This window comes from Kordia algicida OT-1, assembly GCF_000154725.1.
Lineage (GTDB): Bacteria > Bacteroidota > Bacteroidia > Flavobacteriales > Flavobacteriaceae > Kordia > Kordia algicida.
The window spans coordinates 4,788,565-4,804,635 of the sequence record NZ_DS544873.1; the positions used below are offsets into that span (position 1 = coordinate 4,788,565).

Annotated in this window: 16 protein-coding genes; 8 read left to right on the forward strand and 8 right to left on the reverse strand. The window is 33.6% G+C overall.

All coding sequences use genetic code 11. The features are described 5' to 3' along the window. Window positions 1-131: 131 nt before the first annotated feature. From KAOT1_RS22465 to KAOT1_RS20590, 4 genes are read left to right on the forward strand one after another with little or no spacing between them, the layout of a single operon-like run. A complete protein-coding gene (locus KAOT1_RS22465) occupies window positions 132-275 on the forward strand; it encodes a DUF2256 domain-containing protein (RefSeq protein WP_007096840.1) in 144 nt (47 codons plus the stop codon). Continuing rightward, window positions 268-1,566 carry a DASH family cryptochrome gene (locus tag KAOT1_RS20580; RefSeq protein WP_007096841.1) on the forward strand — a complete coding sequence of 433 codons (1,299 nt, stop codon included), beginning with the start codon at window positions 268-270 and terminating at the stop codon, window positions 1,564-1,566. The genes KAOT1_RS22465 and KAOT1_RS20580 overlap by 8 nt, the downstream gene beginning before the upstream one ends. Continuing rightward, window positions 1,567-3,102, forward strand: coding sequence for a cryptochrome/photolyase family protein (locus KAOT1_RS20585; RefSeq protein ID WP_007096842.1), 1,536 nt, complete (start codon window positions 1,567-1,569; stop codon window positions 3,100-3,102). It abuts the gene before it with no gap. 21 nt (window positions 3,103-3,123) lie between these two features. After that, window positions 3,124-3,537: a DUF2452 domain-containing protein gene (locus KAOT1_RS20590; RefSeq protein WP_007096843.1), complete on the forward strand. Its 414-nt coding sequence runs from the start codon at window positions 3,124-3,126 to the stop codon at window positions 3,535-3,537. Between the two features lie 29 nt (window positions 3,538-3,566). On the opposite strand, the gene KAOT1_RS20595 is transcribed toward KAOT1_RS20590, so the two are convergent. The 4 genes from KAOT1_RS20595 to KAOT1_RS20610 form a co-directional block, all read right to left on the reverse strand. Continuing rightward, window positions 3,567-4,043 carry a hypothetical protein gene (locus KAOT1_RS20595; RefSeq protein WP_007096844.1) on the reverse strand — a complete coding sequence of 159 codons (477 nt, stop codon included), beginning with the start codon at window positions 4,041-4,043 and terminating at the stop codon, window positions 3,567-3,569. A gap of 40 nt (window positions 4,044-4,083) precedes the next feature. Further along, window positions 4,084-4,569, reverse strand: a complete 486-nt coding sequence (locus tag KAOT1_RS20600; RefSeq protein ID WP_007096845.1) for a hypothetical protein — start codon at window positions 4,567-4,569, stop codon at window positions 4,084-4,086. Between the two features lie 92 nt (window positions 4,570-4,661). Further along, entirely contained in the window at window positions 4,662-5,975 is a 1,314-nt protein-coding gene (locus tag KAOT1_RS20605; RefSeq protein ID WP_157560227.1) for an aryl-sulfate sulfotransferase, read from the reverse strand. Between the two features lie 84 nt (window positions 5,976-6,059). Next, complete coding sequence (locus KAOT1_RS20610; protein WP_157560229.1) at window positions 6,060-6,584, reverse strand: hypothetical protein; 525 nt, start codon at window positions 6,582-6,584, stop codon at window positions 6,060-6,062. 153 nt (window positions 6,585-6,737) lie between these two features. Here KAOT1_RS20610 and KAOT1_RS20615 point away from each other — a divergent pair, with 153 nt between their 5' ends. After that, window positions 6,738-7,517: a zinc-dependent peptidase gene (locus tag KAOT1_RS20615; protein WP_162014353.1), complete on the forward strand. Its 780-nt coding sequence runs from the start codon at window positions 6,738-6,740 to the stop codon at window positions 7,515-7,517. On the opposite strand, the gene KAOT1_RS20620 is transcribed toward KAOT1_RS20615, so the two are convergent. Then, the gene (locus KAOT1_RS20620) at window positions 7,514-8,170 is read right to left on the reverse strand and encodes a sensor histidine kinase (RefSeq protein WP_007096849.1); all 657 of its coding nucleotides are present in this window, start codon (window positions 8,168-8,170) and stop codon (window positions 7,514-7,516) included. The two genes, KAOT1_RS20615 and KAOT1_RS20620, sit on opposite strands and share 4 nt — an antisense overlap. Window positions 8,171-8,691: 521 nt before the next feature. Between KAOT1_RS20620 and KAOT1_RS20625 the strand changes: the two genes are divergently transcribed. Genes KAOT1_RS20625 through KAOT1_RS23795 form a run of 3 tightly spaced genes read left to right on the forward strand, consistent with a single transcriptional unit; the run spans window position 8,692 to window position 13,381 of the window. Beyond that, window positions 8,692-9,474 carry a T9SS type A sorting domain-containing protein gene (locus tag KAOT1_RS20625; RefSeq protein ID WP_007096850.1) on the forward strand — a complete coding sequence of 261 codons (783 nt, stop codon included), beginning with the start codon at window positions 8,692-8,694 and terminating at the stop codon, window positions 9,472-9,474. A 46-nt stretch (window positions 9,475-9,520) separates the two neighbouring features. Further along, complete coding sequence (locus KAOT1_RS20630; RefSeq protein WP_007096851.1) at window positions 9,521-11,404, forward strand: hypothetical protein; 1,884 nt, start codon at window positions 9,521-9,523, stop codon at window positions 11,402-11,404. Window positions 11,405-11,419: 15 nt separating this feature from the next. Continuing rightward, window positions 11,420-13,381 (forward strand): thrombospondin type 3 repeat-containing protein, encoded by a 1,962-nt coding sequence (locus tag KAOT1_RS23795; RefSeq protein ID WP_007096852.1) that lies wholly within the window; start codon window positions 11,420-11,422, stop codon window positions 13,379-13,381. An 81-nt stretch (window positions 13,382-13,462) separates the two neighbouring features. Here the strand turns inward: KAOT1_RS23795 and rpe are convergent, their stop codons facing one another. The 3 genes from rpe to KAOT1_RS20650 all read right to left on the reverse strand — a co-directional run bounded on the left by rpe (window position 13,463) and on the right by KAOT1_RS20650 (window position 16,019). Continuing rightward, on the reverse strand, window positions 13,463-14,122 hold the full coding sequence (rpe, locus tag KAOT1_RS20640) for a ribulose-phosphate 3-epimerase (RefSeq protein ID WP_007096853.1): 660 nt from the start codon (window positions 14,120-14,122) through the stop codon (window positions 13,463-13,465). 136 nt (window positions 14,123-14,258) lie between these two features. Continuing rightward, window positions 14,259-15,122: a sigma-70 family RNA polymerase sigma factor gene (locus KAOT1_RS20645; RefSeq protein ID WP_007096854.1), complete on the reverse strand. Its 864-nt coding sequence runs from the start codon at window positions 15,120-15,122 to the stop codon at window positions 14,259-14,261. Window positions 15,123-15,257: 135 nt separating this feature from the next. Further along, entirely contained in the window at window positions 15,258-16,019 is a 762-nt protein-coding gene (locus KAOT1_RS20650; protein WP_007096855.1) for a 7-carboxy-7-deazaguanine synthase QueE, read from the reverse strand. Window positions 16,020-16,071 lie beyond the last annotated feature (52 nt).

Genomic DNA, 16,071 nt, shown 5'->3' on the forward strand with positions numbered 1-16,071 from the left:
CTTCTTTCCTCAAAGATATAGGATTTTGTTGGGGAATAAAATAGGTTGTTATAGATTTAATTTAGACAAGAATTCTTTATTTTATCATTAGTTGTTTAATGATTTTGTATATTTGTTAAACAAAAATTTATATGAAGAAAACACACTTGCCTACAAAAGTCTGTAAAGTTTGCGAACGACCGTTTACTTGGCGTAAAAAGTGGGAACGTGTTTGGGACGAAGTTCAATATTGTAGTGAGCGTTGTCGTAGAAATAAAAATAGAAAGAATGACTAAAACAGGATTGGTCTGGTTCAGAAATGATTTGCGTATTCACGATCAAGTTTCGTTGGTAAAAGCTGCGAAAGAAAATAGTTTTGTGATGGCTGTGTATTGTTTTGATCCACGTCATTTTGAAAAAGATCGTTTCGGATTTGTAAAAACGGGCAAATACCGCGCACAGTTTTTGATTGAAACGGTTTCCGATTTACAAAATCAATTAAACGAATTGAACATTCCGTTGTTTGTGCATTTTGAAAAACCTGAAAAAGTAGTTTCCGAATATGTAAAAATTCATAAGGTAACTTCTGTATATTCTCAAAAAGAATGGACTTCGGAAGAAGTTGCCGTTTCTTCCGCAGTAAAAAAAGCACTTTCAAACGAAGTAAATTGGGTAGAAAGTTACGATCAGTTTTTGTTTCATCCTGAGGATATTCCGATGACAATCGACAAAATTCCGCAAGTGTTTACCGTTTTTCGAAAGAAATGTGAAAAATATGCACAGATTCGCGAGTTGGAAACAATTTCTAAAATGCCAGAAAAAAATCGCGTGACGCATCTGACGAAAGTCCCAACATTACACGATTTAGGTTTACCAGCATTTGAACAAGATACACGAACAGCTTTTCCGTTTAAAGGTGGAGAAACAGCAGCGTTGCAACGTTTGCAAGACTACGCTTGGAACACAAAAAAGTTGTCTTATTATAAAAAAACACGCAACGGATTGGTGGGAACAGCTTACAGTTCTAAATTCTCGGCTTGGTTGGCAAATGGGAGTTTGTCGCCGCGAATGATTTACCATGAAGTAAAAAAATACGAGTCGGAAATCATCAAAAATCAATCGACGTATTGGATGATTTTTGAATTGATTTGGCGCGACTTTTTTAAATATATTTCCTTAAAACATGGAAACAATATTTTTAAATTGGAAGGTATTTTGCATAAAGCCTACGAATGGAATACCGATTCAAAATTGATTCAGCAATGGATTGATGGCGAAACGGCAGCACCTTTTGTAAACGCAAACATGCTCGAACTTAAACACACAGGTTGGATGAGCAATCGCGGTCGCCAAAACGTAGCTTCTTACTTTGCCAAAACTCTGGAGCTTGATTGGCGTATTGGCGCCGCGTATTTTGAATCGTTGTTGATCGATTACGACGTGCACAGCAATTACGGAAATTGGCTGTATGTGTCTGGTGTTGGTAACGATCCGCGAAACAGAACTTTTAACGTGAAGTTGCAGGCAGAACGTTATGATGCGAATAAAAAATTCCAAAATCTTTGGTTACAAACTAGCTTATTTTAGATGAAAATACTACGACTTATTTTGGGCGATCAGCTAAATCATGAACATTCTTGGTATGAAGAAACCAATGAAAATGTAGTGTATTTTATGGCAGAAATGCGCCAGGAAACGGATTATGTAAAACATCATATTCAGAAAGTGGTGGCGTTTTTTAAAAGCATGCGTTCGTTTGCTGATTGGTTGCAAAATGAAAAACATGCAATTGTGTATTATTCTTTAGATGATGAGAAGAATCAGCAGGATTTAGTGCAGAATTTGAAGCAATTGATGGATGAACAAAAGATTGAAAAGTTTGAATATCAGTTGCCTGATGAATACCGTTTGGATGAACAATTGAAAAATTTTTGTGATGAATTATCTATTGAAACCGAAGCGTTTGATACCGAACATTTTTTGACTTCCCGAACCGATTTTACAACGTTTTTTGAAGGAAAGAAACAAATGGTGATGGAATATTTTTATCGCGACATGCGAAAGAAGTATGATATTATGATGGTAAATGATAAAAATCCGGAAGGAGGAAAGTGGAATTTTGACCAAAGCAATCGTAAGAAATGGAAAGGTTCGCCAGAAATTCCGCAAGAGAAACAATTGAAGAATTCTGTAGAAGATATTTACGAAATGATTCAAAATGCCGAAATTGAAACCATTGGAAATATTGATGTAGCAAACTTTCATTGGCCAACAAATCGTGCTGATAGTTTAAAATTATTAGATTATTTTTGTGAGGAATTGTTAGTTCATTTTGGCGATTATCAAGATGCAATGCATACTGACGAACACTTTTTGTTTCACAGTCGTTTGTCGTTTGCGATGAATTCAAAAATGTTGCATCCAAAAGAAGTGATTGAAACTGTAATTTCTTATTGGCGAGATCATAAAGATGCAATTGACATTTCGCAAGTAGAAGGTTTTGTGCGACAAATTTTGGGTTGGCGCGAATATATGCGTGGAATGTATTGGAAAGAAATGCCAAATTATAGCACTTTGAATACGCTAAACAATACAAACTCGTTGCCTGATTTTTTCTGGACAGGAAACACGAAAATGAATTGTTTGAAACATGCCATTTCGCAGAGTTTAGAAAAAGCGTATGCACATCACATTCAACGATTGATGATTACAGGAAACTTTGCATTACTCACACAAATGCATCCTGATGAAGTTGACGCTTGGTATTTAGGAATTTATATTGATGCAATAGAATGGGTAGAAATAACCAACACACGTGGCATGAGTCAGTTTGCTGATGGCGGATTGGTTGCTACAAAACCCTATGTTTCTAGCGGAAGCTATATCAATAAAATGAGTAATTATTGCAAAGATTGTGTCTATAAAGTATCTAAAAAAGAAACCGAAGATGCGTGTCCGTTTAATTCGTTATATTGGAATTTTTTAGATGAAAAACGCGAACATTTTAAAGACAATCAGCGAATGAATATGATGATGAGTTTGTTGAATAAAATGAGCAAGGATAAATTGCAAGCGTTGAAAGACAGAGCGCAAGCTGTCATTGCAAATCCAGATAAATATTAAAGAATAGAAGAAACTGAAGTTATGCAAGAAGAAGAAGATAAAAGACCAGATAATGTCGTTTTTGATGAAGAAAGCAACAGTTATAATGCGGCGTTAAAACCGTATGCTACCAATGTTGGCGCGCCCGTAATTACGACACCAGATACCGTAACTTGGAAAAATGTAAACATTGATAAAGTCAACAAGCAAGTCAAAGCAAAATATGATGAGTTGAAAGCGGAATATGATGCGTTGATGGAAAAGTTTGAATATAACAACTTGATTTACAACGCAAAATTTAACTTTGAACCGATAGTTGGAGAAGTGTATCACTTGTATCGCGACAGAAATCAGCAACCATTTTTATCAATCATTGCGCCCGATCATTGTAATTTTGATTATGTAGAAAGCTTCCGCTTGAATGCTGATAGAATGTGGGAAAAGGTAACGGAGTAATTTTTCTAGAGAAGTTTAAGCGGAAAACGTTATTTGACTATTGATTTCTTTCTTATCAAGAATACAAGTACTAATATTACATACTTTAACAATGGAAAGTAGAATGTATAATTTTTTGATAAGATATTCGTTCTTAAGTTTTCGTAATACAAACTAAATTCAAATGGAAACTTATCCATTAGTAGCAATTCCACAAAATCATTTAAAAGTCCATAGAGTATCGTAATTGCGAAGAAACCTATAATCAATGTAATTAAGGTTCTTCTAGTATTCAATTTTGTTAAATGATTGAATTTGGTTATCATCCAAAGTAGTATTAGTGTATAAGTAATGAGACTGATTGTTTTTGGGATTAAACTAATTAGTTCATAGCTTGCTTCAGCAATAATTAATGTGTTCTGGATTATAAATTCAATTAACGTACAAATTTTTAGAATTAAGAGATACGCAAAGATTCCAATTCCTAAACTATTGATTAAATCCGTGCGGTTTTCTTTACTGTTCATTTGTTTTTTGACTTTAAATTAGGAAGGTTTTTTATGATTTTTATGAAATTTCAATAATGTTCAGTTCATTGTTTGAAGTTAATTCAAAACTCACATAGAAAAGACCTCTACTGTCGTATAAAAATATAGGTTGGTCACCATAATCCATACAATCAATAAGAATATCAAATGTAGCTTTAGGTTGCGTGTGATTCTCTTTGTTGAGTCCATAAGACATCAAATCAAATTCAACTCGAAAATGGTCTAATTCTGCCGAATATAAAGGTTCAAGTTCCTCTTTATCTTCTTCATAGAAATCATCAATTTTTTCTTCAGTGATTTGAATAGCACGTTTTATATGTTCTTTTAAATCGTTGTATGTTGTCAAGTTTAGTTCACTGACACCAAAATTTTCATATCCTTTAGATTTTATAGATTTTATTCGAATAGTATTATTTAACTTATAAAAAGCATCACTTAAATCAATTGTTGTTGGTGTGCCTTTGAATACTATTTTTATTTCATCAAAATTCGTTTTTTCTTCCATTAAATAATATATGATAAAAAAACTTCCTACTATTCTTCAATTCAGAAGTAATAACAGGAAGTTTTATATGATTGAATATTTATTTTTAAATACTATAATCCAAAACTAGCTAAATTAGGGTCGTCTACTTCATAATCATACGCTCTCCAAAAGAACGAACCTTCGCCGCCGTTGTATTTCCAAACGATTTCTTTTTCTGGAGTAACTTCCCAAAAACCAAAATCTCCTTCACAAATCAACGTGTTTCCATTATCTAAACGTTCTGCTCCAGAAATTTTACTCGAAAAAATGTCCATATTTTCATAACTCCAAACTACCGTTGGTTCGTTGTCTGTATTTGGTAACAATGAAAAAGTTGCGGGCATTTCCAATTCGTACACTGTTGAAAAACCTGCGGCAAAACCATTTACATATAATAAAATGTTTCCTTCTCCTTGTACGCCATCTTCCAATAAATTTGGATAATGATTGCGATCGCCACGAACTTCTCCCATCATATTGTCATACGCACGCGGATTTCCAAATCGGTATACCAAATCGCCACCTTTTCCATAGTTTCCGCCAGTTCCTGTAGCCGCTTCTGCTGTTGTCGTACTATGATCTATGACCCAAACTTCACTAAAAAAGTTGACACTCAAATAGATGATATCTTTAGTTTCGTCATAGTCCAAACCGTTGGCGTGCATGATGTCGCCGTTGGCAATCGGATTATAATTTACATTGATTTTATGCGGATTATCAGCGACAATTCCATAATTTGGAAGTGTAGGATCGTCATCTTGAATGATGTGATCGTAACTTCTCCATTGCCAAACCACCGAATTTGTCGTAGTGTTAATTTCCATTAAAGTTTCTGGGTAAATGTCACCTGGATTTGCAGATCCTTGTGCGGCTGCGTCTGCTTCCAAAATTCGTTCCCAAACCAGTAATAATACATTTCCATTTGGCAACATTTCCACATCATGATGCAATATAAAGTTATCATTGCTTAGTGTATATTCCCATTCTACTTCGCCGTTAAGGTTCATGATTTTTACAATTCCGCCATAACCACCAAAATTAATTTGTGCATTTGGCGCTTTGAAAAGTCCTAGAAGCTTTCCGTTTGGTAAAATTTCAAAATCGTTTCCTAGCGGTTCATCAAACGTAAATTCGTGTACTTCCTGACCGGTTTTGCTCAGTAAAGCAGCTGAGGTTTTTCCAGCATTTACGGCTAATGTTAAGTTGTTGTGAACTTTATCAGCATTATACACTTCAACTTCTGGCGCAAGTGTTACAGGTGTTGGATCTGGATTTGGATTTTCTCCAGAAGGAGTAATGATATTCGAATCATCATCCGCACAACTCGTAAAAGCACATAAAACTATGAGTGCTACATATTTTAAGATTGGTGTAAACTTCATCATTGTCAATTTTAATGCTAAAAATATATAATTATTGAATAAATTCTTGCAGAAAATACATTAGTTTTTGGATATTTCTGTTAAAAATTATTCTTTTTTACGATTTCTTGGTCGTTTGTCAAGACAGAAATTGATGGTTAGTTGAACGGCTCCACGATCAATCGGTTCAAAATTTTTATTTGTTAATATTACTTGCGGATTGATAGTTAGTTTTCCTCTTTCGCCACCAATACCAAAAATGGGAATGTAGCGTAAAGTCGTTTCTTTAAAGTCGGTGTACAAAGCCAATTCAGAACCAATGACAAAAAATTGATAATAGATAAAGCCATTAATTTTTGGTCCGATGGTAAAATTTGGAGTGTTTAGTGCCACATCGGAAGCAATTCCGTAAGCGTAACCAGCTCCGTGCATGCCGCCATACGAAGTTTTGTTGAGTCCGACAGAAAGAAGATGGAAATTTCGCTGGTTTGGTTCGCCAAAACTATAACTGTAACCAGCTTCAAAATTTGTGTATGTGTAAAAAGTATAATCTCGTTGTGGTAGTTGTGCAAAGCTTGTGTATACACTTCCCACAAGTGTCATTAAAAATAAAAGGCTGGTAATTTTTTTCATGGAATCGGTTTGGTTACTAACGTTTAAAATTTTCAATATCGTATATTCACAGTGTAAAAGTTTGGTGTAATTAATTATATAAAATGACTTTTTCTACCTAAGTAATACCTATTTTAGCAACCAAGTTGAAGTGTAAACCGATTACCGACTATTTTGTTACTAGGCGTATTCTTTAAAAAATTACTATTGTTATTCAATCTTACCAGAGGTTTTTTGTATCGATCTTTTAATTTGCAACGTTTTGTATTATTTGCTAATACATTTACTGAGCAACAACGCGCTGTTGTAAGCAAAGAGATTTCATTTTATAATAAGTTGACGCCAAAACAGCAACGTGTTTTTGAGCATAGAGTGTTGCGATTTATAGATTATCATACCTTTGTTGGTCGTGAAAATTTGATTGTTACAGAACGCATGCAATTATTAATTGCTTCGACTGCCATTATGATTACCTTTGGCTTTAGTCGTTATTTGCTATCGCGCTTTGAAACTATTTTGGTATATCCGCAGCATTATTTTTCTAACGTAACACAGCAATTTCACAAAGGAGAAGCCAATCCGAGTTATAAAACAATTGTGTTTTCGTGGGAAGATTTTCAGGAAGGTATCAAAATTGAAGATGATAATTTGAATTTAGGAATTCACGAACTCACACATGCGGTACATTTTAGCTTTTTAACAGAACGGAGTTATAGTGCAAAACTTTTTTTAAAGCATTATAAATTACTTTTAATTTCTCTCACGGATAAAACTGCGCAAAAACGATTAATTAAAATGAACTATTTGCGCGAATATGCTTTTGAGAATCAATACGAATTTTTATCTGTCTTGGTAGAACATTTTTTTGAAACTCCAGAAGAATTCAGGGAAAAGCTGCCAACTATTTATCACAGAGTCAAACTCATGTTAAATATGAACGTGGCAGACTTTTAAATCTGGATTAGCGGAATTCTAAGACAACTTTGTGTGCCAAGTGCTATTCCTGTGTCATTTTTTAACGTTCGCACCTCTAGAAGCTTCTTTTCAGATTTTCCGCCATTGATAATTTTTAGTCTTTCATTGATATTTTCTAACGAAATTCCAGAAGATTCGTTCAGTTCTTTTTCTGTTTTGGTGATTCCGTTTCCGTTGTCTGTAATGCAGATATACAACATTTCTTTTTCTACGGTAACCGTAATTTGTAATTCACCTTTTCCGTTTTGTTTCATTCTTTTTAAACCATGAAGAATTGCGTTTTCAATCAATGGTTGTAAAATTAATGGAGGCACTTTTGTGTGTTCTAAATCTTCTTTCAACGATTCATCAATTTTAATTACATATGAAAATCCTTTGTCAAAAAGATCGCGTTGTAATTCAATATACAGTGTTGAAATTTCTAATTCTTCTTGTAAATCGATCATTTTACATTTAGTCGATTTTTGAACCAATCGATACAAATGTGAAAGTCTATTTAGCCAGTTTATAGATTGATTCACATTTCCTTTGGTAATGGAGTTGCAGATACTTTGAATTGCATTATTAATAAAATGTGGATTCATTTGGGAATTTAAAAGATCGTATCGCAACGATAATTCATTTGATGACATTCAATGCATGTTTTTTAGTGTTAATATTTGTTATGCTGGCTTTTTAGGGATCGACTATTAAATCGGTATATGTAAATGTAGTATTGTTACAAGCAGTACACAACTTGATGTTGTCCGTTTTCGTGAATTTGTACTCTATATTCACGGAAAACAGTACCTTTGTTTTTGAAGTAAGTATTTGTTTTTTAGTGTGTTATGTTTGATTTGTAAAAAAGATTGAAAAGCGTAGTGAATTCACGGAATTGAAGTAGAAAAAAAGCTATTTTTTGTCAGTAAAATATCTTTTTTTAGTGTTAATTTCTTGTAAAAAAAGCGAGTGTAGTAACATTGGACGTGATTTTTTTGACAAAAAAAAAGGCCATGAAAATTATGAAAGTGCAATATTTTTTCTTTCTTTACTTAAAATTTATAAAGGATGTCTTGCCTCGAAAGTCCTGTAAATTGAAGATTCTTAACATTCTGTTATAATAGAATGGACATAGAAACATTACCTTTAAATTCCTTTTTTTAGAGAAAAACTTATGAAGAAAACATTACACACCATAGTGCTGTTGGTGCTTACAGTACAAATGTACGGTCAGAGTTTAATCAATGATGGCGCAAGTATCATGTTGCAAGAAGCTGCTGTAGTATACAGCGAAGAATCCTTTGAAAATAGAAACGACGGACAAATTAAAGGCGATGGCACTATGGATTTTGCTTCCGCTATGAATCTAGCAGTCGTAAATCCGGGAGTTGTCATTGGCGATTTGAGCTTTAATTCCTCACTTGAAAATACGTCTTCTGCAGGTTTTATGCTTGACATTCAAGGAAATTCTGGAATTGGTCAGGAAAACGGACACGATCATGTGTTTGTTGATGGTGATTTAGTCATTAATGGAATACTTGATATTGCTACGATTGATGGTTTCATGCCTTCACAAACCGATTCGTTCACTATTATAACATACACAGGGAATTTATCAGGACAATTCAACACTGTGAATTTAGGAGCAAATCTCACGGATTTTGCGGTTGATTATTCCATGCCTGGACAAATTCGTTTGGTACATGAAAGTTTGTTAAGTACCGAAGAAGTTACGCTAGAAGCCTTACAAGTATTTCCAAACCCAACCAACAATTACATCTACATCAGAGCTTTACAAAAAATAGACAAAGTTGAAGTGTATGATTTGGTTGGAAAGCAAGTTCTATTCACAACACAAACAGAAAAAGTCAACTTGGGTTCACTTTCCAAAGGAATGTATCTTGTAAAAGTATATAGTAAAAACGCTTCCGAAGTAAAGAAAATACAGGTAAAGTAAGCAACTTTACAATTTTAAAATATTCATTGATTACACTTACATTATTATGAAAAAATATTACTTATTAATTGTTTTTGGTTTACTAACTTATTTTGCTTACGGGCAACCTTGTTCACCTCTTAATGTTGTTTTGAATACGCAAGCTCAAGTAGATAATTTTGTAGCTAATGCAGGAGGGGATTGTGAAATATTTCAAAATTTAATTATTTCGGGATCGGACATTACCGACATATCTGGATTAGCTTTTGTCACTAAAGTGAGAAGAAGCCTTACAGTTACAAATACAAGTCTGACCAGCTTAGATGGTCTCCAAAATATAACTACTGTAGCAACAGCGACTACACTTGCAGACTTGAGAATTCATAACAACCCAAATCTAATTGAAGCTAATTTAACTGCATTAACAGATGCAAGAGATATTTTTATTCATGATTGTAATCAATTACAATCGATTGATTTTGCTAGTTTTCAAGAAGAACATATTCAAACTCTTGATATTTATCAAAATAATTCTTTACAAACTATAAATTTTGGAAATAATGCTTCAATACGAATCGATTATTTAAATATTAAAGATAATCCAGCTTTGACCACTATAACAGGTTTTAAACTTCCAAATTATTCGATATTAGATCCTAACAGTCCTAATGCTGGAGTTACTCTTTTGAATAATCCACAGCTCACAACCTCTAATTTATTTTCAGATTTAACAGACTATATAGGATTAATTACTATAAATAATTGCGGATTTACGAATTTAGATAGTTTTATTAATTTACGAGAAGCAAACTATCTCTTTCTCACAAATAATGAAGCATTAACCAATGTTGATGGTTTGCAAAATTTGGAAACAATAGAAACACTTATTATTAGTGGTAATGATAGTTTACAAACAGTACTTTTAGGTGCTACTAATCCTTTTTCAGGAGATGTACTTCGAATAGAAAACAATGTAGCTTTGACACAAATATCAGGTTCAATGGTGGGTTCTAATGGATATGGAGTGTTGATTAATAATAATCCGTCACTAACAATGCTTAATTTTTTAACGAATATAAATTCTTTTACAAGACCTATTATTATTAGAAATAATTCATCACTTACAAACCTTTTCGGTTTCGAAAACGTAGTAGAACTGGGAAATTTGACTATTGAAAACAATTCATCATTAACAAGTATAAGTGCATTGATAAATTTAGAAAGGGTACGTACATTTAGCATAGAAAATAATCCAAATCTACAGAATTTAGATGGTCTTGAAACTGTGACTAAATCAAGTTCTATAAGCATTATAAATAATCAAAATATCACTTCATTAAACAATTTAGGACAGCGTATTGATGCATATGCATTAACTGTTGATGGAAATCAAAATTTAACAGATATCGAATATTTAGATAATATTATAAGACTTGGAGGAGATTTGACTATTACGAACAATCCAAATTTGGATGAGTGTTGCGTACTTGCTGATTTCTATACAAACGGAGTTGTCAATGGTTCTATCGTAATAAGTGGTAATAATACAAATTGTGATAGTAATCTAGACATTTTGAACGGTTGTGGAGAAGATGGTGTCATTGCCAACGACAACTGTCAAGACGTAAGCAATCCAGATCAAACAGATACAGACAACGATGGAATTGGTGATGCTTGCGATAACTGCCCGACAACAGCCAACAACGATCAATTGGACGATGATGGAAATGGAGTTGGAAATGCATGTCAAGGATTGGCTGGTGCAAATGTAGGTTTTGTAGGAATCAGCACCAATACGCCTATGAGTAAATTACACGTAGAAGATGGCGACGTTTTTATCAGCAATATTCACAGGGGAATCATTATGAAAACAGCAGATGGAAAATGTTTCCGTTATCAGCCTGATACTAATGGAAAGCTTGTCGGAAAAGAAATTATTTGTCCGCAATAAATAAAAATTTTACATATGAAAAAACATTACTTATTAATTATTTTTGCTTTCTCATTATTAGTTAGTTACGGGCAAGATTGTAGTAATTATCCTGCTCAGTTTACTCCTGGAGTTTATTTGTACACACAAGCTGATGTAGATAGTTTTGTGGCAAGCTCGGCGGGTAACTGTGATACTGTAAGTAATCTCTATATAGGAAGAAATACTGGATCTGATATTACAGATATATCTGGTTTATCTTTTTTAACTACCACGACTGGTATTTTGAGTATTTTAAATACTCAATTAACTGATTTGAATGGTTTGCAAAACCTAACTTCTGTTGGATACACTAGAGGTGTTTCTATAGGTTTTAACGATAACTTAGCTTCAATAAGTCAGTTGCAAAATCTTTCTGGAACTATAAGTTTTTTGTCCTTGAATGGGAATCCTCAATTACAAAGTTTAGCTGTTTTTGATAATTTATTATTAAAAGATAGTTTCTACTTAGCAAATTCTAATATAACTTCTTTAAATGGAGTCCATCTTTCGAGTGTCGCGAGATCATTCAGTTTAGTTAGTAATCAATCATTAACAAATTTATCAGGAATGACAATTTTGGGAGGAACTCCTGATATGAATATTAGTATAAGGAATAATGATTTGATTACCTCTTTAGCGGGACTGGAAAATGTTTCATCAACTTCAGATGTAACTATAGAAGGGAATGAGCTTTTGAACTCATTATCTGGATTAAATGGTTTGACTTCAATCGATAATTTAACCATTCGTACCAATCCTAATCTAGTATCTTTAGACGGATTCAGTTCACTTGCGAATTTGCAAGATGCGTCAATAACAAACAATATTGTCCTAGCGAATGCAAATCTTATGGTGCTTCAAAATCTCGGTGAAGTTAAAATATATAACAATCCTCAATTACAAAATGTTGACATGCCTGCGCTTGCTACTATTTCTAACGATCTTTCAATATATGGATCTGTTGGTTTGCAATCAATTGCTTTAGGTACCGATGGTGCAACTTCTGTAAATTCACTTAAAATTTTTTCAAATCCTCTATTAACGGAAATAACCGGGAATTTGGCTAATGAAGAGAGTTTTTCATCGTCAGGAGGTATTTTAATAGAAAATAATCCAGCACTTACATCACTTGCTTTTTTTGAGAATGTAACCAACTATCAAAAGCCTATTGTGATAAAAACAAATTCAAGCTTGACAAGCATTGATGCGCTGCAAAATTTGCAAGAAGTTGGAAATATAACCATAGATAATAACTCAGCACTAGCAAATATTGATGGTTTACAAAATTTAGTCAAATCAAATAATATACTAATACTCAATAACCAAAATATTACTACGATGGATAATTTAGGGCAACGAATCGAAATTTTGGGAGGTATTGTCATTGATGGAAATCAAAATTTAACAAATATTAGTCACTTATCGAGTATCATAAGAGTCCAAGATAATTTAACAATTACTAATAATATCAACTTAAGTGATTGTTGTCCACTTTCTGATTTCTATACAAACGGAGTTATTAACGGCTCTATAGTAGTTAATGGAAATGACACAAACTGCGATAGCAATCGTGATATCCTAGACGGTTGCGGAGAAGATGGTGTCATTGCCAACGATAACTGCCAAGATGTAAGCAATCCCGATCAAACAGATACCGATAACGATGGAATTGGTGATGCTTGCGATAACTGTCCTTCCGTAGCTAATAACGACCAAATGGATGCTGATAATGATGGAATTGGCGATGTATGCCAAGGTCAAGCTGGTGCAAATGTAGGTTTCGTAGGAATCAGCACCAATACACCTATGAGTAAACTACACGTAGAAGATGGTGATGTGTTTATCAGTAACATCAACCGTGGAATTATTATGAAAACAGCTTCAGGAAGATGTTTCCGTTACCAACCTAACGAACAAGGAATGCTGATAGGAAAAGAAATTGAATGTCCGCAGTAAATTAATATATCAAATCAAAACACAAAAAGCTATCCATTACGATAGCTTTTTGTGTTTTAATATGTATGAATGATCGTTTTTTTAAGAAACAATCTTCTTTAAATTTTGAATAGTTGCTGTCGGATTTTCAGAACGAAATACAAAACTTCCTGCAACCAAAACATCCGCGCCAGCATCCACCAATGCTTTTGCATTTTTATCATTTACGCCACCATCAATTTCAATTTCAGTAGCAGCACCTTTTTCGGTAATCAAAGCTTTTAATTTTTTAACTTTTTGATAGGTGTTTTCAATAAACGATTGTCCACCAAACCCTGGATTCACACTCATAATGCACACCAAATCTATATCGTTTATAACATCTTCTAAGAGATTTACATTGGTATGCGGATTCAAAGCAACTCCAGCTTTCATTCCTGCAGCTTTTATAGCTTGTAGCGTTCTATGTAAGTGTGTGCATGCTTCGTAATGTACGGTTAGTACATCAGCACCTAAATCAGCAAATGTTTGAATATAACGATCAGGATCAACGATCATTAAATGGACATCAATCGTTTTGGTAGCATGTTTGTTAATTGCTTTCAAAACAGGCATTCCAAAGGAAATATTCGGTACAAAAACGCCATCCATAATATCAATATGAAACCAATCGGCTTCACTTTGATTTACCATTTCAATATCGCGTTGTAAGTTTGCAAAATCTGCTGCCAGGATAGAAGGTGCAATTCGTTTTGTAGACATAAGTTGTAGTGTTGTGTTGTTTTGCCGACAAAAGTACTATAAAATAAACGCTCTCGCAATGCGAGAGCGTCATTCATCAATCAAAAAACGAACAGTTATGTTATAAAAACTAAACTGCTGTACGGTTTGTAGGAGATTATCCTAAGTATGTTTTTAATATTTTGCTACGTGAAGTGTGCTTTAAACGACGAATCGCTTTTTCTTTAATTTGACGTACACGCTCACGAGTTAAATCGAATGTTTCACCAATTTCTTCTAAAGTCATTGGATGTTGATTTCCTAATCCGAAATACAAACGAATTACGTCTGCTTCTCTTGGTGTTAACGTTTCTAAGGCGCGCTCAATTTCTGTTTTTAAAGACTCATGTAATAATTCTTTATCAGGATTTGGCGATTCACCAGAATTTAATACGTCATATAAGTTCGAATCTTCTCCTTCCACAAGTGGCGCATCCATTGATACGTGTCTTCCAGAATTCTTCATCGACTCTTTTACATCATTCACAGTCATGTCTAATTCTTTCGCAATTTCTTCTGCAGAAGGAATACGTTCATGACTTTGTTCTAAATAGGCAAAGGTTTTATTAATCTTGTTAATAGAACCAATTTTATTTAAAGGTAATCGAACAATACGAGATTGCTCTGCTAATGCTTGTAGGATAGATTGTCTAATCCACCATACAGCATACGAAATAAATTTAAAACCACGTGTTTCATCAAAACGTTGTGCAGCTTTAATAAGACCCAAATTCCCTTCATTAATCAAATCAGGAAGTGTTAATCCTTGATTTTGATACTGCTTTGCAACCGATACTACGAAACGAAGATTAGCTTTTGTTAATTTTTCTAGCGCTATTTGATCGCCAGCTTTGATTCTCTGTGCTAATTCTACTTCTTCGTCTGCTGTAATAAGGTCAACTTTACCGATTTCTTGAAGATATTTGTCTAAGGATGCAGTTTCCCTGTTGGTAACCTGCTTGGTAATTTTAAGTTGTCTCATGTAATCTACTTGGGATTTTAATCGTTGTGCTTACGCAGATAGTTATACGTATGAAGTCGTTAAAATGTTACAGAAGTTTATGAATTATTTAAAATAAAATTCACATTGGTTTGTAATTATTTCATAATTAGTGAATTACACGCCTCTTTTATCGCCATAAATATGTACGTGTAAACGATCTGTGTAATTAAATTGATACTTTTTACAGATTTCTATCAGCCATTGTTGCTTTTTTTGCAATGCTTCCGGATTGGTTCCTTCTGGCATTAAATATACTTTTTGCTTAGGAATATTGTAGTTTTTACAAATTTCTAACACTTCCGTAAGATCGTTCTCAGAGGAAATCACAAACTTAAAAACTGCTTTTTCATTCTTAGAAAAATACTGATATGCTTCAGGTTTTTCGCGTAATTTCTTCGGATTGTTGGAGTTTGCTAATTTGGGTGATACATTGTATTGATCTATTAAAGCATCAAAAGTTGCATCAGGCAGAAGTGTTCCATTGGTTTCAATCTCAAAAAAATAATCGGTAGCTTTCGTATTGAAAAATTTCATCAAGGCTGAAAGTTCTTGCAACTGCATCATCGGTTCGCCGCCAGTTAATACTATGTTTTTACAACCACTTTTGGCAACTTCATTGTAGATTTCTTCCAGCGTAAGCGAAATAATCATTTCATCCATCTTGTATTTTTCATACAACGGATCTGAATCTTTTACATGCGCAAAACGTGTTTTCTCCCAATTCCACGTATAATCGGTATCGCACCAAATACAATGTAAATTGCAAAGCGATGTACGGATAAACACGCTTGGTTGCCCCAAATTTTTTCCTTCTCCTTGTATAGAGTGAAAAATTTCAGGCTTTCCGTTTAGATTAGCAATTTTCAATTTTGTCATAAATGATGCTTCATAAAAGTAGGAGACAAAATTACAAGAATTAAACCAACAG

Excerpts from the sequence above, each read along its gene's own strand:
- KAOT1_RS22465 (WP_007096840.1), top strand. The coding sequence starts at position 132 with ATGAAGAAAACACACTTGCCTACAAAAGTCTGTAAAGTTTGCGAACGA.
- KAOT1_RS20580 (WP_007096841.1), top strand. The coding sequence starts at position 268 with ATGACTAAAACAGGATTGGTCTGGTTCAGAAATGATTTGCGTATTCAC.
- KAOT1_RS20585 (WP_007096842.1), top strand. The coding sequence starts at position 1,567 with ATGAAAATACTACGACTTATTTTGGGCGATCAGCTAAATCATGAACAT.
- KAOT1_RS20590 (WP_007096843.1), top strand. The coding sequence starts at position 3,124 with ATGCAAGAAGAAGAAGATAAAAGACCAGATAATGTCGTTTTTGATGAA.
- KAOT1_RS20595 (WP_007096844.1), bottom strand. The coding sequence starts at position 4,043 with ATGAACAGTAAAGAAAACCGCACGGATTTAATCAATAGTTTAGGAATT.
- KAOT1_RS20600 (WP_007096845.1), bottom strand. The coding sequence starts at position 4,569 with ATGGAAGAAAAAACGAATTTTGATGAAATAAAAATAGTATTCAAAGGC.
- KAOT1_RS20605 (WP_157560227.1), bottom strand. The coding sequence starts at position 5,975 with ATGATGAAGTTTACACCAATCTTAAAATATGTAGCACTCATAGTTTTA.
- KAOT1_RS20610 (WP_157560229.1), bottom strand. The coding sequence starts at position 6,584 with ATGAAAAAAATTACCAGCCTTTTATTTTTAATGACACTTGTGGGAAGT.
- KAOT1_RS20620 (WP_007096849.1), bottom strand. The coding sequence starts at position 8,170 with ATGTCATCAAATGAATTATCGTTGCGATACGATCTTTTAAATTCCCAA.
- KAOT1_RS20625 (WP_007096850.1), top strand. The coding sequence starts at position 8,692 with ATGAAGAAAACATTACACACCATAGTGCTGTTGGTGCTTACAGTACAA.
- KAOT1_RS20630 (WP_007096851.1), top strand. The coding sequence starts at position 9,521 with ATGAAAAAATATTACTTATTAATTGTTTTTGGTTTACTAACTTATTTT.
- KAOT1_RS23795 (WP_007096852.1), top strand. The coding sequence starts at position 11,420 with ATGAAAAAACATTACTTATTAATTATTTTTGCTTTCTCATTATTAGTT.
- rpe (WP_007096853.1), bottom strand. The coding sequence starts at position 14,122 with ATGTCTACAAAACGAATTGCACCTTCTATCCTGGCAGCAGATTTTGCA.
- KAOT1_RS20645 (WP_007096854.1), bottom strand. The coding sequence starts at position 15,122 with ATGAGACAACTTAAAATTACCAAGCAGGTTACCAACAGGGAAACTGCA.
- KAOT1_RS20650 (WP_007096855.1), bottom strand. The coding sequence starts at position 16,019 with ATGACAAAATTGAAAATTGCTAATCTAAACGGAAAGCCTGAAATTTTT.